Genomic DNA, 21525 nt, shown 5'->3' with positions numbered 1-21525 from the left:
TTCTGCGGCGCCTTACATCCGGGCGTTGCGGGGTTTCGCTTGGCACACCGGGCAGCTGTAGGAGGATCGGTTCATGAAAGTATCGCGGCGAATCCTGGTGGACAGGCCAAGCCCCTCGCAGCGGTGGCAGAGTTCGCCTTCACGGCCGTAGGCATTCAGTGAGCGGGAGAAATACCCCGAAGCGCCGTTGACGTTGACGTACAGCGAATCGAAACTGGTGCCACCGGCATCCAGCGCCCGCGACATGACATCCCGGGCAGCGTGAATGATGCGTTCGGTGTCGGGACGGCGGAGTGTTTCTGTGGGCCGCGCGTAGTGCATCTTGGCGGCCCAGAGTGCCTCATCGGCGTAGATGTTGCCAATTCCTGAGACAAATGCTTGATCCAACAGCGCACGCTTGATGCCCGTCTTACGAGCACGGAACTTCTGGTGGAGCGCCTCAATGTCGAAGTGCGGATCAAGCGGGTCACGGCCAATATGGGCTGCTTCCTCGGGGATCAAAGCCCAGCCACTCATACCGGCACCGCCGGGAAGCCCGTCGGCAGTGGGTACAAGTGATGTTACGAAGAGTCCACCGAAGATTCGCTGGTCAACAAAGCGCAATTCCTCCGGAGCGTCGGCCCGCGGGGAGAAGGAAAGGCGAACCTTGAGGTGTTTTTCGTGCGGCTGCTCCGGCGATTCCACCAACAGCTGCCCGCTCATACCAAGGTGGGCTACAAGTGCTGTGTGCGGCGCAGCAGAGGATGAGAGCTCATCCGACAGCGGCATCCACAGGAACTTACCGCGGCGGACTACGTCAAGCACGGTGGCGCCGATCAAGTTGCCGCGGAAGTCCTCAACACCCAACGCGTGGCGGCGGATGGAGCGGGGGTCCGGAACGGAGACGTCCACAATGGTCCGCCCGGCAACCCAACGTTCAAGGCCGCGGCGAACTACCTCAACTTCGGGCAGCTCAGGCATTATTCCGCGGCGGAAACGGTGCCGGTAACAGCCGTGCCAGAAACGGTGCCGGTGGCGCCGGAAGCAGCGGCAGGCGAGCCGGCCGCTGCGGAGGCAACGGCGTCGGACGTGGAAGACGTGAACGCGGGTGTGGAAGAAGGCATGGAACTACTAGAGCCTGAGCCAAACTTCTTTTCCAGGTCCACCCAAGCGGCAGCGGCGGCGGTCCGCTCTGCTTCCTTTTTGGAGGGCCCGGTGCCGGTGCTGTAGTGCTTGCAGCCAATGATCAAGCTGGCGGTGAAGGAACGGTTGTGGTCGGGACCAACGCCGGTGATGTCATAGACAATGGCGCCGAGGTGGCGGGCGGCGGCGATTTCCTGGATGTTGGTTTTCCAGTCGGTGCCGGCGCCGAGCACGGCGGAATCGGCCAGCAGCGGGCCAACCAGGCGCATGACCAGTTGGCGGGCAACTTCAATGCCGTGGGTGAGATAGGTGGCGCCAATGAGCGCTTCCATGGTGTCAGCCAGGATGGAGGATTTGTTGCGACCCTTGGTGAGCTTCTCACCCTGTCCGAGGTAGATGAATTCACCGATCCCCAACTCGCGGCCAATGGAGGCCAAGGCGCGGGTGGAGACCACGGCAGAACGGCGCTTAGCCAGATCACCTTCGGGCAACAACGGGTTGTCGCGGTAGAGCGCGTCAGTGACGGAAAAGCCCAGGATGGAGTCGCCGAGGAACTCGAGACGCTCGTTCGTGGGGATGCCACCGTTTTCATAGGCGTAAGACCTATGCGTGAGGGCAAGACGAAGCGTCCCGGCATCAATACTGACACCGAGACGCTTCAACAGCAGTTTGTGTCCGTCCGTGAGTTCCGGTGATGGAATTTCTGCGGACATGACACTCCTGCTAAATATTAAACAATCATCCGGACCTGTTGGCCGAACGGACGTCTTTAGACGTCAGCAACCTTACGGCCCTTGTATTCCAAGAACAGTGCGGTACCGGCTGAGTCGGTGACGACCTTGGCCTGGTGCGGCAAGCTGTAAACAACTTCGCCATTTTCAATGGTCTTTACCAGAGCAGGCGCGGTGGCCTTCCACTGGGAACGGCGTGCGCGCGTATTGGCACGGGACATCTTCCGCTTCGGAACAGCCACGGCAAACTCTTTTCTCTCGATAACTCACAGGCATGTGCCCACAAGTAAAAACTTATTTGCTAGTTTTCTTCGCCGGTTAAGCCCTGTAGGGCAGCCCACCGAGGATCTAGGATCTCGTGATGGTGCCCCGGCTCATCCGCAAGGTGTATTCCGCATTCGGAACACAGACCCTCGCAGTCTTCCCGGCACACCGGCTGGAACGGCAGGGCGGTTACCACTGCGTCCCGCAACACCGGTTCAAGATCGATAGAATCGTGCTCGACCCAACGTTGCTGATCTTCTTCTTGTTCAAGGAATTCCGCGGACGGCTCCTCGTAGAAGAAAAGTTCTTGCACATCGACTTCAAGGTCATCCTCGAACGTCTCCAAGCAGCGGGAACACTCACCTGTCACTTCGACAAGTACGTTACCCGATACAAGAATACCTTCATGAACGGCCTCAAAACGGAGTTCCAGATCCAAATCGGATCCGGGAATCGCGCCAATGAGCGGAGTGCCAAAATCTTCCGGCACAGGTATACGCTCTTCAAATTTCCACATACTGCCTGGGCTGCGCCCAAGCTCCCTTACACTGACGGTGAGGGGCGTGCCATGGTTGGACTTATTGCCCAACGTGGATTCGCTAATGAGAACTCCTGTAAAAACATATGACCGACGCACCATCTTAGCCCGAAAGCTCCCGGGCATCAAAATGAGCGGTACCAGACCAAATTGGCCTTATTCAGTCTACGACAGCAATGGCCTTTGCGACGAACCGCAATGCGTGATGTAACTCTCAAGCCGCATTTTTCGCATGTATTTTCTGTCTTGAGCCCGTATCTGCGCGGTTTTCACGCTTAAGCACGACGCCGGATGGCCGACTCGTGCGCCTTCCGTTGGCTCCTGCATGTGTGGTGTGTGGTGACGAAAGGGCCCGCTTTATGCCGTATTTCTCATGCGATACGGCCGCAAAGTGGGCATAATCGAGCACATGATCCTTCCCGTGTACGTCCCCGACTGGCAAATAGGCGATGGTGACATCGAACACCCCTACATTGGCATGGTGCTGAGTCACGTGCTGTTGTTGGAAACGGACAGCCACCATTCGGAACAGGATCCTGAGCAGGAACAGTCGTACGGGAAGTTTGGTCAGGAAGTCACAGTGACCGGCGTGGCCGAGCCTCTGGATGCCCAATCCGTGTACGCCATAGGGGCTTTCCCCACAGCCATTCGTGGCGAGGGCTTCGTCCTGTATTGGGATGCACCGGCCTTCACCGAAGGCCCTGTAACGCTGAACGGGATCATCGACGCCACTGATTACGGCAGGACCCCGGAAGGCTTCCCGGAGGTGACCGGCGTGGTTACTTCCATGGAACTGGCAACCCTGCTCTATGCCAACGAAGACGGTGGCGGAATGAACTGGGCGCCAACCCCAGGCCACGATCAGCAGTTCCGGCCCATCAGCAACTATCCCCGGTGCGTTCCTGGGGCTGGCGAGGCAGGGGCCGGCACCGGATCGTCCCCACATCTTGTGACAACAGGTGTGGTGCTGCATCTGGATATCAGTGCCATGGAGCCAGAGCCAGCCGCTGATACAACTGACGCCACACAAGCCGACGCGGCGGGTGGGTCCATCATGACGATCCGACTCTTCCCCGACTATGCCGACACTGTCCTTTGGCTACATGGCCCGGTCACGTACGCCGATGCGAAGCTCTCCCCTGCTCTCGTTGCAGACATGGAGGCGTGGGAAGGCTCCTACTATGCCTCTCTTGACGGCAATCAAGCATGGAAGTCCCGCAGCGGGGCCGCACAGTTCACAGCCACGGGTAGCGAACTAGCGCAGCGGCTTGCCAAAGAACTAGGTGACGGCTTCGTGGTGGAATTCCACTCTTACGAGCCCGGTTCCTCCCGCCAACTCTTCCGCTCGGAGCAACACAGCCGGAACCCCGCGGCCGCTGAAGCATTCCGCGCAATGGTGGCCGCTGAGCAAGAACTGAAGGCGCGCCTCGAGGCCGATCAGGGCGGCGGCGTGGGGTGGTTCGCATACGGGCCGCTTTCCGGTGCCGTGATTGACCCGAACCAGCACTATCCAGGACATCAGCTAAACCCTGTCCAACAGGAAAACCCCGAAACAGGACTCTAAGCGCGGCTGGTAGCTCTCAGGGACGCACTCAGCAACTCAGCACTTTATTTATACGCACGCCGCGCCCGAGCAAGCTGCGGTGCTTTCACTGTGCCGCAGTCTGGTGGGCCGCCAGCTGCGTATAAGTTAAGTGGACTTTGTTTATACGCAAGACGCACACGCTACCGATGCGTATAACCCGTGGAAATCCGCGACCCTACGGATCCCACGAACCCGGAAAATCAGCCCAGGCGGCTAAGCCTTGGGCTGGACCATGGTGACGGGTGTGGTGTCGGGGCCAACATCACCCTGCAAACGGCGCAGCACGGCGCGCGGGACAAAGTCAGCAATGTCCCCGCCGAGTGTGTGGACTTCCTTGATCAGGGTGGAGGACAGGTGCAGGTAGCGGCTATCCCCCGGCAAGAACACCGTCTCCACTCCGGAGAGTTGGCGGTTCATGGTTGCCATTGGCAATTCGTAGTCAAAATCAGAGGACGAGCGCAGACCCTTCACAATGGCAGAGACGCCCCTGGCGTGACAGTAATCGGAGAGCAGCCCCTCACCCATGGGTTCAACAACAATCCCGGACAAGGCCGAGAAGGTGTTGCGAGCCATCTCCAAGCGCTCATTGAGCGAGAACCGGTACTTTTTCGCATAGTTGGTGGAGACCGCAACTATTACCTCGTCAAAAAGGGACGACGCGCGGGCAATCACCTCAATGTGTCCCTTGTGAATGGGGTCAAAGGATCCGGGGCATACAGCGCGTCGCATACTCACGAATCTAGCCCAGATCCGCTCCAGCAGCCAATGATTTCGCCGTGTCTCTAGCATTCCGTGGCGTACTGGCCGGTAACAGAATTCTCGGACGTACCCCCTGCTCGGTTCGTCGAAATTCACACTCCCCGGAACCACTGTGCTCGGCACTGGCGCAGGCCTGGCCAAGGGCATGGCCACAGGGCCTGGCCGCAGGGCTGGGCGGCGGTCCCACTAGGGTGTGGGACGCCGTCGCCGGTAACGTGGTCACGGTAGACATCAGCAATCCTGAGGAGCATCATGAGCACGCCCTGGCACCGCACCGCACGAGGAGCCAACCTTTTGGGCCCGGACGGCTCCCTCGGAGTGACCATTTTTGAGGAGATCACCTCCCTCGCCAACCACCACGGCGCCATCAACTTGGGTCAGGGTTTCCCTGATGAAGACGGCCCGGCGGAGCTGAGCCGCATCGCCCAGGATGCCATCGCCTCTGGCAAAAACCAGTACGCGCCTGGCAAGGGAATTCTGGATCTGCGCCAGGCCGTGGCCGAGCATCAGGACCGTTTCTACGGCATCACCCTCGATCCGGAGACTGAAGTCATCATCTCCACCGGCGCCACCGAGGCTATTGCTGCCGCCGTCCTGGCGCTGACCGGCCCGGGCGATGAGGTCCTCACCTTTGAGCCCTTCTACGATTCCTACGGCGCCATGATTGGCCTCTCTGGCGCCAAGCACACTACGGCTGCGCTGCTGGCTCCGGATTTCATGCCGGATCTGGCCACGCTGGAAAACAGCTTCAGCCCGCGCACCAAAATGGTCATCCTGAACAATCCGCATAACCCCACCGGCGCCATGTTCCCCGTGGAGGTGCTCAGTGAGGTGGTGCGGCTCGCCATCAAGTACGACGCCGTCATCCTCACCGATGAGGTCTATGAGCACCTGACGTTCGGTCCCCGGCACATACCCGTGGCCACGCTGCCGGGTGCGGCTGAGCGAACGCTCACCATCTCCTCCGCCGGCAAGACCTTCTCCTTCACCGGATGGAAGATCGGCTGGCTTTCCGGCCCGGCGGAACTCGTCGCGGCAGCCCGCACCGTCAAGCAATTTCTGAGCTACTCCTCCGGCACACCCTTCCAAGGTGCCATCGCCGCCGGACTGCGCATGGAGGACAGCTTTTTCACTGACGCCGCCGCGACGTTGGCCCACAAACGCGACATCCTGGCCGAGGGTCTGCGCGCCGCCGGGCTCGACGTCTACCTGCCCCAAGGCACGTATTTCATCAACGCCGATACGCAAAAACTGGGCATTACCGATGCCACCGCATTGGCCCGCCGCCTCCCGGAGCTCGTTGGCGTTGCCGCCATCCCCGTCCCGGTCTTCTGCCACCCCGAAGGCGCCAAACGCACACGCTCCCTGCTGCGGTTCGCCTTCTGCAAACAAGTTCCGCTGCTGGAACAGGCCGCCGAACGTCTCGCCACCCTCAAGGACAAGATTTAATGGCCACGCCCAGCCGTTTCCTGCGCACCAGCGGCGTCCACGCCACGATCGAAGCCGATCCTTGGCACAACAACGCCTTTGTCATGAGCATTGACGGCGCAGAGCAATCGCACGTGAACCTGGCCGCACCGCAGGAAGTGTTCTACGAATACCTGCGCCGCATCGCCAACGCCATTGACCTGGTGAAGCCGGCCGGGGAACCCATCACGGCTCTGCACTTGGGCGCTGGTGCACTGACGCTGGCCCGCTACATCCAGGCCACCCGGCCAGGATCCGTCCAGCATGCCGTGGAGTTGGAACGTGAGCTGCTGGACTTTGTCCTCGAGCAGCTGCCGCTACCGGCCGGCACCGATCTGAGCAGCCACGTGGGTGATGCCCGTGAAGAGCTGGCTGCCCTGCCCGCAGGCCTGATGTTCGACGTCGTTGTGCTGGACATTTTCAGCGGCCCGGACGCGCCTGCTCACCTCGCCTGCGAAGACTTTTATCGCGAGGCGGCGGCAGTGCTGACGCCGGAAGGAATTCTGGCCGTCAACGTTGGAGACGAGCCCGGTTTCACGCTGGTCACCAGCCAGACCAAGGCACTCCAGGAAGCCATGGCCAGCGTGGCCGCTTATGGCACAACCATGCTATTTAGTCGCCGCTACCCCGGAAACATCATCCTGTTGGGCAAAAACAGCCCGTGGCCACAAGGGTGGACTCAAGCGCTGGTGGCGGCAGGCCCGCATCCGGCAACTGTGATGAGTGGCGTGGAACTGGACGAACTGACCAACTAGCCCCACCCCACTACAAACGCTCGATCAGCGATTGGGGTGTTTTCCCAAACCCTCGATCACCGATTGGGGTGTTTTCCCAAACCCTCGATCAGCAATTGGGGTCTTTTCCTGAACGCTCGATCACATGCTGGGTGGCTCTTGCAGGAGGCGGCGTCACTTCAGGGCCCAGGCGCACTCCATTTCTGTGACGCCTTGTTCATTCGCCATCCCTGACAGCTTGACTCCGATCAGAAGCCACCCGTCACGCTGCAAGAGCGGTGCGTCCTTTTGCTCAAACATCGCTCCGCCGTCGGGTGCTTCAGTCGCTGTCACGGGAGAATTCTTGGCAGGCGCCGCCCACAGATCCACCAGGCCGGGTGACGATTCGTTCCATCGCGGCCCCGGGCAAAGTCCACCCCATGCCGCCACCGGCGCCGTTTGTACCGGCCACTTGTCTTGGCCTTCTGAATGAACGGTGATGGTGCGTTTCTTGAGACCGGTGCCCGGATCGGAGCACGGAATGGCGTCATCAAGACCAGGAATTCGTTGGTATTCGGTCAACGCGATCCCACCATCTGAGATCACCACGGATTCCACGTAGGTGCTGCACCTACCGGTTTGGGCAATGGGGTATTTCAGTTGCACCGTATCCGGCCCCTCGGCGAGCCACAAATACCAGAGCCCCTCCGAGCCCATGCTCTGCGCACGGTTAATACGAGCCACAGCATCATCGTCCCCGTCACCATCAACGTCACCGTAGACCACGTCCCCCAGCGAATAAGTGATGGGCACACCGTCACCGTCAGAGCTTGCCTCCCCGTTAACCAGCTTCACCTCAACGGGCAGATCGAAGCCGCCGAACGAATACAGCCACGCGGAGTTGGCCAGATCCACCGCCCGAATATCGACCGTGCTAGGGGGCTGGGCTGTTGATGGCCCGGTAGTTGGTGGTGCCGCACCGCCGGGCGCGTTGGTTGCCGGATCAGTGACCACGGGGGCGAGTGCGGCTTCATCCACTGCAGCCCCTTCGGAGGCCCCTTGCTCTCCCCCGGCACCTGGTGGATCTGATGCACCGCCACTGCAGGCCGTCAGCGCTGAAAACGCCATGGCTCCGAGGGATATTGAGAGTGACAGCGTCCGGATGCGCATGATTCCAGCCTTAGGCTCGGCAAGAGTGCAGTGCCCTGAACGTACGGCACCCACTGTGGGCTGTCAACGGCGGGTTTTCAACTCGTCACCACGGGGACAAAAGTAGCTTCTGGCGACGATGAGAGCACCGTCGCATGGCCCGTATTCCCAGTCCGTGGGCGCTGGCCCCCTTGTTTACGCGCTAGTCCACTAGTTTCACGCGCTAATCCAGCAGCTTAGCCACACTGGCGGCTGAGAATTCCACTGGTCCGCCCGAGGCGATCGAGGCATAGGCGGCCTCCGCCAGCGCAACGGCCATGACGCCGTCGTACGGGCTAACTCGAGACGGCGCCCCGGTGCTGCGAGCCTGTGCGAACTCGCCAATTTGTAAGGTGTACGGGCTGTTGGCCGGAGACTGCTGGGGCAACTGGCCACCCACTGGAGCCGTAGCGCCGCCGAGATCTGCTGCGAGCGGGAGCGGAAAACGCCACATTCCGGCGTCGCCTTCCACGGCAATTGAGGTATGGAACGGCATGTTGTCCGGGCCCCACTCCCCCCGCAGGAAACTGACGGCACCGCTTTCATGGGTCAAGAACACTTTGGCAGTGACGGGCCGCGGAACCACGCCGTCTACTGTGGACGGGGCCTGCAGGGCCTCCACTTGGATGACGTCTCCAGCCAGCCACAGGGCCTGATCGAGATCGTGAATCATCTGATCCCGGATGATGCCACCGGCCGCCTCCTCGTCAAAGAACCAGGACCCCGCCGCCGGAGCCGCACTGGCACGGCTCAGACGCAGTACCTGGGGCGACCCCAACAAGCCCTGCTCAAGCTGCGCCTTGGCAGCAACATATTCGGGGAAAAAGCGCACCACATGGGCGGGGAAGAGCCGCACCCCGGCGGACTTGGCCGCGTTGGCAATCTCGGCTGCCCGGGCAGTGGTTTCAGCGAGCGGCTTTTCACACATCACGTCCTTGCCGGCGGCGATGGCCGCCATAGCGTATTCGTGATGTGTGGTGGTGGGAGTGAGGATGCTGACTAGATCGCAATCCGCCAGCAGCGCATCCAACGATTCAGCCTCAGCGACGCCGAACTCCTGCACCAGATGAGCTGCGCCGGAGCGCGAATAAACGCTCACGTGCGCGCCCAGCTGCTGCCACCCCGCAATGTGGACGCCTGCAATGCCGCCGGCACCAATGAGGCCCACTCGAAGTTGCTCCACAAAAGATCCTTACTACCCGGCAAACATGCGATTTCCCTCCACCCTATGCGGGATGCTGGAGGAACTCGGGCAGCGCCTCAACAAAGACGGTTTGCGGCGATTCAAGGTACATGACCAGTACCCGCTCCCCCACCAGAAAGCTGCTGATTCCGTCATAGGGGTGGGCCGGATACGCCGACGTTCCGCCCCTCACCTCAATCATGACCTCGCCCAACGTGCCAGGCCCGATCGCCCCGGAGACCCTGCCAATTTTCCCCGTCAAGCTCCTGTCCTGATCACGGCGCACGCGGCGGCTCCTTTGTCTTGGCTGCGCTGACTGTCTTGGCTGCATTGACATCCTTCAGGGCTGTGGTCAATGCCGGCAGGTAGTTGCCCACCTGCGCCAGGATCCCGCCCACCATATTGTTGATTCCCTCACCGCCGTTGAGCACCGTCAGCTGGCCAACATGAGCGAACGGTTCAGCCGCCGCTGCCACAATCGCCGGCATGTTTTCAGCCAGCTGCTGGCTGATGACCGCTTCTTGATTAGTCCCCAAAGCTTCGGCACGCGCCTTGATGCCCTCGGCTTCAGCTAGGGCCTTGGCCTTAATGGCCGACGCCGCAGCCTCCCCACGCGCTTTCGTCGCCGCCGCCTCGGCCTCGCCGGTGACGCGGGTTGCGCCGGCAGTGGCCGCCGCCGCCGTCGCATTTGCCTGCGCTTCAAGCTCAGTCTTCCTGGCCCGGGCCTCGGCCGCACTGATATCGGCCGCTTTTTGGGCCTCGGCCTCGGTCCGCTGGGCATAGGCCTTGGCGTCGGCCGGCTTCCTGACGGAGGTTTGCAGCTTCTGCTCCTCGCGGTCAGCCTCGAGTTTTGCGACCTCGGTTTCCTGGACCACCACTTGCTGGCGTGCTGTGGCGTCCGCCAATGGACCGGCCTGTGCGGCGTTGGCCTTGGCCGTTTCGGCATTGGCTTGGGCGGCCGACTGCTTGATGGCAGAGATACTTTGGGCATCGGCAATCAACCATGCGGCTTCTGCTTCTTTTTCTGCCGCCTCACGGTTACGGGTGGCCTCGGCAATACGCGCCTCCATCACCACCTGGGCGATGTGCGGTTTGGCAAGGTTTTGAATGTACCCGGTGGGATCCTCAAGATCCTTGATCTGCAAGGAATCCACCACGAGGCCAAGCTTTTCCATTTCGGTCCCACTGGCACTGCGCACCTGCGAGGCCAACTTATCGCGCTCCCGGATAATCTCTTCCACCGTCATGGAACCGATGATCGAGCGCAAGTGTCCCTCGAAAACGTTGTACACCTGACTTTCCATCTTGGCCTGCTGACCTAGGAAACGGCGCGCGGCGTTAGCGATGAACGGCGTCGAATCCCCAATCTTGAAGATGACGACCCCCTGGACCACCACCTGGATCCCTTGGGCGGTGACGCAGTTGACCTGCAATTCCGTCTCGTTCAGGGTCAGGGACAGCGGCCTGACAGTTTGCAGGCCGGGGATCACAAAAGCACCCTTGCCCGTGACGATGCGGAAGTCCATGCCATCAGTGGTAGCAGCAGAGGGGCGCCCGCGGCTGAAACCTGAAATGATCAGCGCCTCATTGGGCTCGGCAACCTGCCACATCATTTTCACGCCGCCACGAATGAGTAACACAAGAACCACCAGAGCAACTATCCCGACGATCAGCGGGATGAACGCGATGAGGTATTGCATGACCCCAATCCTTTCAAAGGAAGAATGGTCGCAACGGTTCACCTGTTCCCCCGTCATGGGGCGATCTCACGGCCTGAATATGTAATTGTGGGTCCGACTGCTGCGTAAGCACCTTCCTGAGGGTGCCTCCACCATCCAAAGTACTCGCTATTTCTTAGTGCCGGCAGTGTGCGCAGGGCGGGTATGCACAGAGCAGGTATTGCCAGGATGAACGGCAGTCAGGAGTGTTGACTCAGTCAGCAGCCGGCTCGGCGAACCAGAGGCGGGTCTCCCCGTACTTCTTCTCGGCAAACCCGTCCAAACCAGCGGGCCAGGTGGGTTCGGGTGTGCGCGCTGAACGCTCCACCACCACCACGGCGAAGGGACTCAGCCGCTGAGCCAGCAGTCCCAACACGAGTGACAGCTCTTCCTCGGTCAGCGGGTAGGGCGGATCCATGAAGACCAGATCCCACTGGTCAACGCCGGCGCCCACCACTCGTTCAAGGAACGATTCCACTTTGGAACGCTGCACCGTGACAACTTTGCTACCAAGGACCTTATTGACCAGTTCGGCATTGCGCTGGCATACGGCTGCGGCTTTGTCATTGAACTCGACCAGTTCAACGGATTTTGCCCCTCGGCTGGCACTTTCCACACCCAGCGATCCGGAACCCGCATACAGGTCCAGTACCCGCGTGTCGGCGAGCATGTTCATGGATTCCAGCCGAGAAAACAACGCTTCCTTGACTCGGTCAGTGGTGGGACGGGTCCCGTCTCCCGGCACCGATACCAGCGTGGTGCCTCCGGCTGCTCCGGCAACAATCCGGGTCATGCCCGCGCTCCAAACGCCAGAGCCTGCACAGCGCCAGAACTCGCAGCCACGCTGTTGACAGCCGTGCTGTTAACACCTGCGGTGCTGCTAGCCATGGTCTTCTTAGCCACGTTCAAGGAAAGCCTCATTCTGTTCGGTCAAGTACATCTCAATTTCCAGCTTCAGGGCCGGGTGGAATTCCAATTCAGGATCCACGGCGACAATCTCTGTGGCGTCCTGCCGGGCCCTGCCAATCAGCGCCTCGTCGCGCACCACGCTGAGCATCCGCAAACCACTCACGCCGCCTGACTGCCGAGCACCCAGAATGTCGCCTTCTCGGCGCATTTCCAAATCCTCCTGAGCCAACACAAACCCATCAATGGTGGCGGCCACCGCATCCAGGCGCTTGCGGCTGGGATGGCCAGGTTCCAATCCCGTCACCAACAAGCAGGTTCCAGCGTGCCCACCCCGCCCAATGCGTCCTCGGAGCTGGTGCAACTGTGACATGCCAAAGCGATCGGCATCCAAGATCACCATGAGCGTGGCGTTGTGCACATCCACACCCACCTCAATCACCGTGGTGGCCACTAAGACATCAATGGCTCCATCCGTAAAGGCCGCCATGGTCTCCTGTTTGTCGGCAGAGTCCATGCGCCCGTGCAGCGTGGCAATACGCAGCCCGGCCAGCGCCGGAACTGTTCGCAAGTACTCCACGGTCTCCAACACCCCGGCCATGGGGCGGGCGTCAGCCTTATCCGTGGGAACATCTTCGGCATCGGGAGCATCACCGATCTTGGGACAAACCACATAGACCTGGTGTCCGGCGTCGACCTCTTCACGAGTACGGGCCCACACGCGCGATTCCCAAGAGGGGTGCTCCGCCAAAGGAGCCACGTGGGTCAGGATGGGTGTGCGCCCGGCCGGCAGCTCCGTCAACTCGGAGACTTCCAGATCACCAAAGACCGTCATGGCCACGGTGCGCGGAATGGGCGTGGCCGTCATGACCAGCAGGTGCGGGGGCTTGAGTGCTTTGGCGCGGAGGACATCGCGCTGCTCCACACCAAAGCGGTGCTGTTCATCGACAACAATGAGCCCAAGATCGGCAAACTGCACATTATCGGATAAAAGCGCATGCGTGCCAATAACAATGCCGGCCGCACCGGAAGCGGCCGCCAGCAGCGCTTTCTTCTTAGCCGCTACGGGCATGGAACCGGTCAGCAAGGTCACCTGTGTGGCGGACGAACCACCCAACAAGGCACCCTCCCCCAAGGAACCCAAGAGGGCAGAAATGGAGCGCAGATGCTGGGCGGCCAGCACCTCGGTGGGGGCCAGGAAGGCTGCCTGCCCACCGGCGTCGATCACTTGAAGCATGGCACGCAAGGCAATGACCGTCTTGCCGGAACCCACCTCGCCCTGTAGGAGCCGGTGCATGGGGTGACCCTGGGCAACCTCGGAGGCGATCAACGCACCAATGTCCGCCTGACCGGCGGTGAGTGTGTAGGGCAGCTTGGCGTCAAAGGCGTCCAGCAGCCCACCTTGGACAGGGGGCCGGCCGGTGGCGTCCTGCTTCATGGCCACCAAACGGCGTTGCGCCAAGGCAGTCTGGAGCGCCAAAGCCTCCTGATAACGGAAGCGTTTGCGGGCTCGCGGCCAGGACTCCATGTCCGTAGGGGTGTGGATCTCGTCATAGGCCAGCGCCAACGGCATGAGTTTCTCACGCGCGGCAATGTGTTTGGGGACGGGATCTGGCACTTTGGTCAGATCCAGCGCCGGCAGGAGTGCCTTGATGACATCCGCAGTTTTCCAGCTGGGAAACTTCAACGTGGCCGGATAAACCGGAATGGGCCTCGCGGCCTGAAGTTCGGCTTCATGCTCGGCCAGTTCGTCGTCCGGCAACAGGACATAGCCGGGGTTGGTCAGCACCTGATGGCCACCGTAGTACCCCACCTTGCCGGAGAACAGGGCCAACACTCCTTCTTGGAGTTCCTTTTTGGCCGTGAAGCCATTGAAAAAGCTGATGGCCAACTGGGACGCGCGCCCGGAATTATCAGTGATCACAATATCGGTGATGGTGCCCTTGCGCGTGTGCATGAAGCGGGTGTGCGCGGCCACCACTTTGGCCAAGATGGTGACGTCCTCGCCCAGTTCCAGTTGGTTCAGATCGGTTAGATCGCCGCGGGCCAGATAACGGCGCGGGAACTGGTGCAGCATCTGCCCCGCTGTGGTGATCCCGAGATTTTTTTCCACCACAGTAGCCGTGGCTTTGCCCAGCAGCCGGGAGATATTCAAGGCAAGATCTGAGTAGCCTTGATCCGGGTTGGGAAATCTGGGGGCCGGGTCAGATGAGCTCATGGGCGTCCTTCGCCGCGGTGGCGGACAGCGCTGAAATGCTCACGTTGCTGGGATCACCCACAGCCCTGATGGCTTCAAGGGCCAGGGTTGCTGCGGGAACATGAACATGCACCCTCCAGGGGTACGCGCCGGTGGGGTCAGCGTGTTCGGAGACGGCACTCATGATGACGGAATCGCCCATGCCGTCGAGCTGCAAGCGCAAACCGGCGGCTGCCAACGGGGTCAGGGTGATGGTGCACATGACCTCAACACCTTCTTGTTCCGGCATGGTCAAGGCAATATTGGGATCTTGCACCTTGTAACCGGACAGGCCATCCATCAGATCTTCTTGGAGGGGTTCACCGACGATGACAGATCGCAGGCAGTCCAGAATGAGCAACAGGCCCACACCGCCAGCATCCACCACATGTGCCTCACTCAAGACGCCCAGCTGGGATTCGGTCAGCACCACGGCTTCGCGGGCGGCACAGACGGCAGCCTCAATGGTTTCTGCCAGCGCCTGGTTTGACTCATCGCCATTGAACACTGATTCCACGGACGCGGCGCCCCGGGCTGCAGCCTCCAACACGGAGAGAATGGTGCCGGCCATGGGTTCGCTCAAGGCGCTCCAGGCCCGCAATTGTGCGCGGTGCAGCGAGGCGGCCAAAAGGGGTCCGCTGAGGCGCTGGGCGTCAGCGAGTGGCTCGGCCATGGCTGCAAGCGATACGGCGAACAGCGTTCCAGAGTTGCCCCGGGCCTGTTCCATGGCCGCGCGTCCTGCGGTAGCCATGGTGACGCCGACATCGGAGGGCTCTAATTCCGCCAACGCCTGCGCGGCAGCGCGAACTGTCAAGTATAAGTTGGTGCCCGTGTCTGCGTCCGCCACCGGGTAGATGTTGATGGCGTTGAGCCTGTCGCTGTGGTTTGCCAACGTTTGTTCGGCCATGGCCAGCCAGCGGCGGACTACGGGTGCAGTTGCGGTGATCTTAGACTGCAAAATGGTCCCATCCCAGGGCGCCTGAAACGACGCCTTCAAAATTCTGTCCGTCAATGGTCACAGCCGCAACAGCCGCCTCCATTGACACTATTGAGCCTATCCCAATGAACCCCTCGGGGAGGGTGCGGCCTGCCGGGAATGTGGATAACAGTCCATGATCTTCCCCGCCCGTCAGTACCCAGGTGAGCGGGTTTTTTCCAAGTACGACGGCGGTTTCCTCCAGTTCGCGGGCCATGCCGGCGAGCACGGCGGAATCCAGATTCACGGACACTTTACTGGCACCGGAAATCCGGGTGGCATCCCGCAAGAGACCATCAGAAATGTCCATCATGGCGGTGGCACCGGCGCGCGCTGCAGCCGGCCCGGCGGTCAGCGGCGGAACCGGGCGGGCAAACAGTGCCGCGGCGCGAGCCATGGCCGGGGTGAACTCGGCGGCGGCAACGGTGCTCTCATACAGTGCCCAGCCCGCGGCCGAGAAGCCCATGTTTCCGCAGACGGCAAGCTGGTCGCCCGCACGGGCTCCGCTGCGGAGCACCGGCTCAAGCCCCTCCAGCGAACCCGTCACGGCAACGGTGACCACAATCTCGCTGCCGCCGGAGAGGTCCCCGCCTGCCACCGAACACTGGGGTGCCCCGAGCGCAACGATGGCGGCACTCAGGCCGTTGGCAAAGTCCTCAACCCAGGCGACCGGCGTCGTACCTGGGAGGGTGAGGCTGACAACCATGGCGGTGGCAACGGCACCCATGGCATTGATGTCGCTGAGGTTTTGTGCGGCGGCCTTCCATCCGACGTCGTATCCTGCGGACACACTGCCGTTGGGCCACAGGAGGCGGAAATCCTTGTCCTGAACCTGCGTGTCGATGGAGATGACCGTGCGACCGTCCGGTGCGGAGATGATGGCGGAATCGTCCCCGGGCCCCAGCAAAGTGGTGGTGCCGGCGTGCAGGCGCGGGAAGATCCGGGCCAGGAGCTCGGATTCGGAGAGTTGGTCCACGGTGAGGGTCATTCTTTAACCGTAGCGGAGGGGGTAGGACATTCTGGGCGCCACCCTCAGCAGCCAGCCGCCCTACCTTTTGAGGATCATAATGATGCGTGGAAGTCTTGACCCGCCGTGATGCAAGGAGGAACGTCTGTTGTATCCACGCTCAGTGAGGCCTGTCCAGACCACGGCGTGGCGAAGGAGGCAGTACCGCCATGGCCAGAACCAACTCCCGGTATGGATGGATCCCAGACCTGCCGGATCAGCGTGACTTTCAGTTCGCGGCACCCGTGGCCGTGCAGGCGAGCCTGCCGCCGTCCGTGGACCTGCGGCCTGCGTGCCCTCCCGTTTACGATCAGGGACAGCTCGGCTCTTGCACGGGAAACGGCATTGCAGGGGTGCTGCAGTTTATGGCCATGAAGGAGGGCCAGGCAGACACTTCCACCCCCTCGCGGCTGTTCATCTACTACAACGAGAGGGTCATCGAAGGCACAGTGGACTCGGACTCAGGCGCCCAGATCCGTGACGGAATCAAGTCCGTGGCCAGCATCGGCGCCTGCGACGAAACCCTGTGGCCCTACACCATCACCAAGTTCGCCAAAAAACCGTTGGCCAAGTGCTACACCGCTGCCAAAAAAAACCGCGCGATCAGCTACTCTCGCGTCAGCCAGTCGTTGAGCACCATGAAGGGCGCCCTGGCCTCCGGATTCCCCGTGGTGTTCGGCTTCACCGTCTACGACAGTTTTGAAAGTGCCGACGTCGCCAGAACGGGCGTGGTCCCCATGCCGGCAACCAGCGAGAGCGTCCTGGGCGGGCACTGCGTGGTGGCCGTCGGCTATGACGATGCCAGCCAGAGCTTCACCATCCGCAACTCCTGGGGCACCGGATGGGGCATGGCCGGGTACGCCACCATGCCCTACGGGTACCTGCTGGACCGTTCCTTGGCCAGCGATTTCTGGTGCGTGCGCTCGACGTCGTAAAAGTCACCGAAAGTCCGCACCGCCCTGACAAAAAGTTGTGGTGGTGCGGCGGTGGCCCCGGAAGCCCAGGTCTGGGAAGCTAATGTCAATGACAATTCAGCAGCACTACCTTCAGGCCTACGATCAGCAACTGCGCACCGACGCCGAGACTCCCAGCGCACGGGATGTGACCCTGTTGGGCCCTTTGCGGCTGGTGACGTTCGACGGCGGTCGCGGCTTCATCACGTACCAAAACCTTGTGGGGGTGGGCGCCCGGGAGATGGCTCCCCTGGTGGCAAGCGCCTTGGCGCATTTTTGCAACAATCCGCTCATCACCGACGTCGAATGGAAGACCCGCGGCCACGACCGCGCGCCCGGCCTGCACGAGGCGCTCGTGGGCAGCGGCTTCACGCCCGATGACACCGAATCCATCATGATTGGCCCACTCGAGGCCCTGTGCCACGACGTTCCTATGCCCGGCGGCACCACCCTCCGCACGGTGATCTCCGACGCCGATGTGCGTGCCATGAGCGCCATGGTTGATGCTGCTTTTGGTGATCCTGCCGGTCCCCGCACGGCTAACGCCCTGATTGCACGGCTGGCGCGCAACGACGGCATGGAACTCTGGGTGGCAGAAATGGACGGCAGGATGGTCAGCGCCGGCCGGCTCGAGCCGGTTCCCAACACAGACTTTGTCGGTATTTGGGGCGGCGCCACTCTCCAGGAGTACCGGGGCCGCGGGATCTACCGGGCCCTGACGGCTGCACGGGCCCGTTCGGCACTTGCTATGGGCAGGAAACTGGTCCACAGCGACTCCACTGAATTCTCCCGCCCCATCCTTGAACGCTCCGGCCTGGTCAAGGTCTCCACCACCACGCCCTACAACTGGAAGCGCTGAGCGGCACCATGACGAAGGCACCAGAGCGTTACGCCATGAACTTCGACTGGGTGTGGGGGCCTGACAATCCTTACCTGGACAAGGTTGCCAGCCTCGCCATGAATCTCCGGGGAGCTGACCCGGAGAAACTCGAGGCATTGCTTGAGCGGTGGCTAGCCGGACTGGAATACGACGCCGAACACGGCCACTATTTCCACGGCGGCTTCAGCGTGGAGGTCCAGGACCGTGGGAACGGCACGGCGCAGATCGTCTTTACGTCAGGTGGACAGGACGTGGCGGAGTCGCTGGGCTACGCCGTGGATGAATTCTACGAGCAAGTGCTCCAACACCTCACCACGGCCTCCGTGACATGGACCGAACAGCCGCTGGAACCCTAACTGCAGGGCGCTACGTCAGGCGCACCACAGCTCGATTTACCCGAGCCAGCCTCAGTACCTGCAGCAGCCGGGGCATCGCAGGAGCCTGCCAGATCCGTGGAGCAAACACCGGTTTCGGGCAGATCCAGTTCAACGGCATCGGCCGCGGCACGGTCACCGGCAAGGGCCGCCGCAATGGAGCGGACCTGCTCGTAGCCGGTGGCCATGAGGAAGGTTGGTGCCCGGCCGTAGCTCTTCATGCCCGCGATGTAGAAGTTGGGCTCCGGATGCGCCAGCTCGCGTGCACCGTGGGCAGAGACGGTGCCGCAGCTGTGGAACTCGGGATCGATGAGCGGGCCAAGTGCGCGCGGCGCCTCCACAATAGGATCCAGGTCCAGGCGCAGTTCGGCCAGGATTGAGAGGTCCGGGCGGAATCCTGTGGCCGGAACCACCACGTCCACGGCAAGGCTGCGGCCATCTGCGAGCGCCAAACGCACTCCGGCAGCACCGGCATCCGGCGACAGGGACGTAAGCGCAACATTCTCAACAATCGAGATGTCGCCGTTCTCCACGAATCGGCGCAGGCGCGTGCCGAGCTGGCCGCGGGCCGGCAGTTCATCGGCCGCGCCACCGCCGTAGAGCCGGACCGGGTTGGCGGTACCGCGCAGTCCCCACAGAATGGTGGTTGCTGGATGCTGTTGGCGCAGCCGGCCCAGCGCCAGGAGCGTGTTGGCTGCGGAGTGCCCGGCACCCAGAACCAGGACCGTGCAACCGGCGAACCGTTCCGCCGAGGAACCCAGCACATCGGGCAGCGGCGGGCTCACTAATCCCAAGGACCGTGCGGCAGCCTCACCGATGGCCTCGATCCCGGAGCGGCCCACCGGGTTGGAACCACCCCATGTTCCCGAGGCATCAATGACGGCACGCGCCAGGACATCCACGGTCTCATCCCCCACCAGGGAACGCACCAAGAATAGGGAAGATTCCCGGCCTGCTGAACGCGTCAGGTCCACTCCGGCACCGTTTGGAAGCACCCGTGTGATGGCCGTAACCCGGTGGCCGTAGCGAACCACGGCCGCCACAGCAGGGTGTGCGGCCAGCGGTGCCAGGTATTCGGACACCATCTCGGCACCGGTGGGCAGCTTGGTCGCCCGCGGCGCCACCCACTCCCCCGCATAGCCGGCGGTAGGCGTTTCCAACAGCCGCCGGGAGGCAGCATCAATGTTGTACTGCCACGAGGAGAACAGCTTGATGTGCCCCCACGCGGACATGGCGGCGCCAGCGGACGGCCCAGCCTCGAGCACAACAACGTCCTGCCCGCGTTCCAACAAATGTGCGGCGGCGGCAAGCCCAATGGGCCCGGCTCCAATGACAGCAACAGGGTATAGCGAATTCACAACAGTCTCCTCCAAAATGGTTACGCAGCGCCGGGCAGTAGCGAGTTAATCAGGTCCTCAACACGCAAACGGATCTGGTCGCGAATGGGCCGCACGGCCTCAACTCCCTGCCCGGCCGGGTCAGCCAGCTCCCAATCCTCGTAGCGCTTCCCGGGGAACACGGGGCAGCTATCGCCACAGCCCATAGTGATAACGACGTCGGACATCTCCACTGCCGCCGTGGACAGCACCTTCGGGACCTCTGCGGACATGTCAATGCCCACTTCCCGCATGGCCGCCACGGCGGCGGGGTTGATCGAATCGGCAGGGGCGGACCCGGCAGAGCGGACGTCAATCTGCCCGGCGGAGAGGTTGCTCAGGAAGGCGGCTGCCATCTGGGAACGGCCGGCGTTGTGGACACAGACGAACAGGACGGAGGGCTTGGCGATGTTCATAGGGTGAGCCTTTCTGCAGTGCGGGTGGTGAAGAATTTGCGGCTCCAGAGGGCCACGTAGACCAGGGCGATGAGCAGCGGCACCTCGATCAACGGGCCCACCACACCTGCGAGCGCCTGCCCACTGGTGACACCGAAGGTGGCGATGGCCACGGCAATGGCGAGCTCAAAGTTGTTGCTCGCGGCGGTGAAGGCGAGGGTGGCGGTGCGTGCGTAACCCATCTTCAGAACGAAGCCGATGGCCATGGAGGCGAAGAACACCACGAGGAAGTAGACCAGCAGCGGCAACGCAATCCGCACCACTGACAGCGGATGGGCAATGATGGCGTCACCCTGCAACGCGAACAGCAGCACAATGGTGAACAGCAAGCCATACAGCGCCCACGGCCCAATGCGCGGCAGGAATCTGGATTCGTACCAGTCACGGCCGCGTGCCCGCTCACCCAGGGTGCGGCTCAGCCAGCCAGCCACCAGAGGGATGCCCAGGAACACGACTACCGAGACCGTGATGGTCCAGAACGAGAAGTCGGCGCTGGTGGTGGGCAGTCCCAGCAGGGCAGGGAGCCATTGCAGGTAGAACCAGCCCAGCGCGCCAAAGGCGACTACCTGGAACACGGAGTTGATGGCGACCAGCACAGCCGCAGCCTCACGGTCGCCGCACGCAAGATCGTTCCAAATGAACACCATGGCGATGCAGCGCGCCAGCCCCACGATGATCAGACCGGTGCGGTATTCGGGCAGGTCCGCCAGGAATATCCACGCGAGCACAAACATGAACGCCGGCGCCAGGACCCAGTTGATCACCAGCGAGGTCACCATGAGTTTTTTATCGCCCAACACCCGCCCGGCCTCTTTGTAGCGGACCTTGGCCAGGACCGGATACATCATCACCAGAAGTCCGACGGCGATGGGTGCCGACACTCCCGCCACCTGAAGGGTTCCCATCGCCTCACCCAAGTGCGGTATGAGCCGTCCCAGACCGAGTCCCAGTGCCATGGCGGCGAGGATCCAGACGGCGAGGAAGCGGTCCAGGGTGGAAAGTTTGGCCGTCAGTTGCCCTGTTTCCTGGGGTGTGGCGGTGGTTGTCACGGCAAATACTCTCCAATTTGAGACATCGACGGTTTTCGATGTTTCG

At 61.9% G+C, this 21525-nt stretch carries 22 protein-coding genes; 6 read left to right on the top strand and 16 right to left on the bottom strand.

All coding sequences use genetic code 11. The features are described 5' to 3' along the window. Positions 1–12: 12 nt before the first annotated feature. From mutM to AS189_RS19360, 4 genes are read right to left on the bottom strand one after another with little or no spacing between them, the layout of a single operon-like run. Positions 13–960: a bifunctional DNA-formamidopyrimidine glycosylase/DNA-(apurinic or apyrimidinic site) lyase gene (gene mutM / locus AS189_RS08565; RefSeq protein ID WP_062287529.1), complete on the bottom strand. Its 948-nt coding sequence runs from the start codon at positions 958–960 to the stop codon at positions 13–15. Continuing rightward, on the bottom strand, positions 960–1835 hold the full coding sequence (gene rnc, locus AS189_RS08560; protein ID WP_062287526.1) for a ribonuclease III: 876 nt from the start codon (positions 1833–1835) through the stop codon (positions 960–962). Before rnc ends, mutM begins: the two co-directional genes overlap by 1 nt. Before the next feature lie 56 nt (positions 1836–1891). Next, a complete protein-coding gene (gene rpmF, locus AS189_RS08555; protein WP_054011667.1) occupies positions 1892–2095 on the bottom strand; it encodes a 50S ribosomal protein L32 in 204 nt (67 codons plus the stop codon). Between the two features lie 59 nt (positions 2096–2154). Then, positions 2155–2634 (bottom strand): YceD family protein, encoded by a 480-nt coding sequence (locus AS189_RS19360; RefSeq protein ID WP_237760013.1) that lies wholly within the window; start codon positions 2632–2634, stop codon positions 2155–2157. Between the two features lie 430 nt (positions 2635–3064). Between AS189_RS19360 and AS189_RS08545 the strand changes: the two genes are divergently transcribed. Then, a complete protein-coding gene (locus AS189_RS08545) occupies positions 3065–4219 on the top strand; it encodes a hypothetical protein (protein WP_129587202.1) in 1155 nt (384 codons plus the stop codon). A gap of 234 nt (positions 4220–4453) precedes the next feature. Here the strand turns inward: AS189_RS08545 and coaD are convergent, their stop codons facing one another. Then, complete coding sequence (gene coaD, locus AS189_RS08540; RefSeq protein WP_062287521.1) at positions 4454–4969, bottom strand: pantetheine-phosphate adenylyltransferase; 516 nt, start codon at positions 4967–4969, stop codon at positions 4454–4456. Positions 4970–5251: 282 nt separating this feature from the next. Between coaD and AS189_RS08535 the strand changes: the two genes are divergently transcribed. After that, positions 5252–6448, top strand: coding sequence for an aminotransferase class I/II-fold pyridoxal phosphate-dependent enzyme (locus AS189_RS08535; protein WP_082634169.1), 1197 nt, complete (start codon positions 5252–5254; stop codon positions 6446–6448). After that, positions 6448–7221, top strand: a complete 774-nt coding sequence (locus AS189_RS08530; RefSeq protein ID WP_193393519.1) for a spermidine synthase — start codon at positions 6448–6450, stop codon at positions 7219–7221. The genes AS189_RS08535 and AS189_RS08530 overlap by 1 nt, the downstream gene beginning before the upstream one ends. 153 nt (positions 7222–7374) lie before the next feature. Here the strand turns inward: AS189_RS08530 and AS189_RS08525 are convergent, their stop codons facing one another. The 8 genes from AS189_RS08525 to thiL all read right to left on the bottom strand — a co-directional run bounded on the left by AS189_RS08525 (position 7375) and on the right by thiL (position 16374). After that, positions 7375–8349 (bottom strand): hypothetical protein, encoded by a 975-nt coding sequence (locus AS189_RS08525; protein WP_062287515.1) that lies wholly within the window; start codon positions 8347–8349, stop codon positions 7375–7377. Positions 8350–8551: 202 nt separating this feature from the next. Then, positions 8552–9550 carry a Gfo/Idh/MocA family protein gene (locus tag AS189_RS08520; RefSeq protein WP_062287513.1) on the bottom strand — a complete coding sequence of 333 codons (999 nt, stop codon included), beginning with the start codon at positions 9548–9550 and terminating at the stop codon, positions 8552–8554. A 43-nt stretch (positions 9551–9593) separates the two neighbouring features. After that, positions 9594–9836, bottom strand: coding sequence for a hypothetical protein (locus tag AS189_RS08515; protein WP_104109544.1), 243 nt, complete (start codon positions 9834–9836; stop codon positions 9594–9596). Beyond that, on the bottom strand, positions 9826–11250 hold the full coding sequence (locus AS189_RS08510; protein ID WP_062287510.1) for an SPFH domain-containing protein: 1425 nt from the start codon (positions 11248–11250) through the stop codon (positions 9826–9828). The genes AS189_RS08515 and AS189_RS08510 overlap by 11 nt, the downstream gene beginning before the upstream one ends. A 232-nt stretch (positions 11251–11482) precedes the next feature. Then, positions 11483–12061 carry a 16S rRNA (guanine(966)-N(2))-methyltransferase RsmD gene (rsmD, locus tag AS189_RS08505; RefSeq protein WP_062287507.1) on the bottom strand — a complete coding sequence of 193 codons (579 nt, stop codon included), beginning with the start codon at positions 12059–12061 and terminating at the stop codon, positions 11483–11485. Between the two features lie 102 nt (positions 12062–12163). Continuing rightward, positions 12164–14392, bottom strand: coding sequence for an ATP-dependent DNA helicase RecG (locus AS189_RS08500; RefSeq protein WP_062287504.1), 2229 nt, complete (start codon positions 14390–14392; stop codon positions 12164–12166). Beyond that, the gene (locus AS189_RS08495) at positions 14379–15368 is read right to left on the bottom strand and encodes a DAK2 domain-containing protein (RefSeq protein ID WP_237760012.1); all 990 of its coding nucleotides are present in this window, start codon (positions 15366–15368) and stop codon (positions 14379–14381) included. Before AS189_RS08495 ends, AS189_RS08500 begins: the two co-directional genes overlap by 14 nt. Continuing rightward, positions 15358–16374 (bottom strand): thiamine-phosphate kinase, encoded by a 1017-nt coding sequence (gene thiL / locus AS189_RS08490; RefSeq protein ID WP_062287501.1) that lies wholly within the window; start codon positions 16372–16374, stop codon positions 15358–15360. The genes AS189_RS08495 and thiL overlap by 11 nt, the downstream gene beginning before the upstream one ends. Positions 16375–16562: 188 nt before the next feature. Between thiL and AS189_RS08485 the strand changes: the two genes are divergently transcribed. The 3 genes from AS189_RS08485 (at position 16563) to AS189_RS08475 (ending at position 18581) form a co-directional block, all read left to right on the top strand. After that, entirely contained in the window at positions 16563–17327 is a 765-nt protein-coding gene (locus AS189_RS08485) for a C1 family peptidase (RefSeq protein ID WP_062287497.1), read from the top strand. A gap of 88 nt (positions 17328–17415) precedes the next feature. Next, positions 17416–18204, top strand: coding sequence for a GNAT family N-acetyltransferase (locus tag AS189_RS08480; RefSeq protein WP_424581443.1), 789 nt, complete (start codon positions 17416–17418; stop codon positions 18202–18204). Between the two features lie 8 nt (positions 18205–18212). Beyond that, the gene (locus tag AS189_RS08475) at positions 18213–18581 is read left to right on the top strand and encodes a hypothetical protein (protein ID WP_062287491.1); all 369 of its coding nucleotides are present in this window, start codon (positions 18213–18215) and stop codon (positions 18579–18581) included. Here AS189_RS08475 and AS189_RS08470 read toward each other — a convergent pair. Genes AS189_RS08470 through arsB form a run of 3 tightly spaced genes read right to left on the bottom strand, consistent with a single transcriptional unit; the run spans position 18578 to position 21479 of the window. Next, positions 18578–19957, bottom strand: coding sequence for an FAD-dependent oxidoreductase (locus AS189_RS08470; RefSeq protein ID WP_062287489.1), 1380 nt, complete (start codon positions 19955–19957; stop codon positions 18578–18580). The two genes, AS189_RS08475 and AS189_RS08470, sit on opposite strands and share 4 nt — an antisense overlap. A 20-nt stretch (positions 19958–19977) precedes the next feature. Beyond that, the gene (locus AS189_RS08465; protein WP_062287486.1) at positions 19978–20391 is read right to left on the bottom strand and encodes an arsenate reductase ArsC; all 414 of its coding nucleotides are present in this window, start codon (positions 20389–20391) and stop codon (positions 19978–19980) included. Next, positions 20388–21479, bottom strand: coding sequence for an ACR3 family arsenite efflux transporter (gene arsB, locus AS189_RS08460; protein ID WP_062287483.1), 1092 nt, complete (start codon positions 21477–21479; stop codon positions 20388–20390). The genes AS189_RS08465 and arsB overlap by 4 nt, the downstream gene beginning before the upstream one ends. Positions 21480–21525: the final 46 nt, after the last annotated feature.

This window comes from Arthrobacter alpinus (assembly GCF_001445575.1).
Classification (GTDB): domain Bacteria; phylum Actinomycetota; class Actinomycetes; order Actinomycetales; family Micrococcaceae; genus Specibacter; species Specibacter alpinus_C.
Note: the sequence above shows the minus strand (reverse complement) of the source record. Positions and strands in the feature narration are given on the sequence as shown.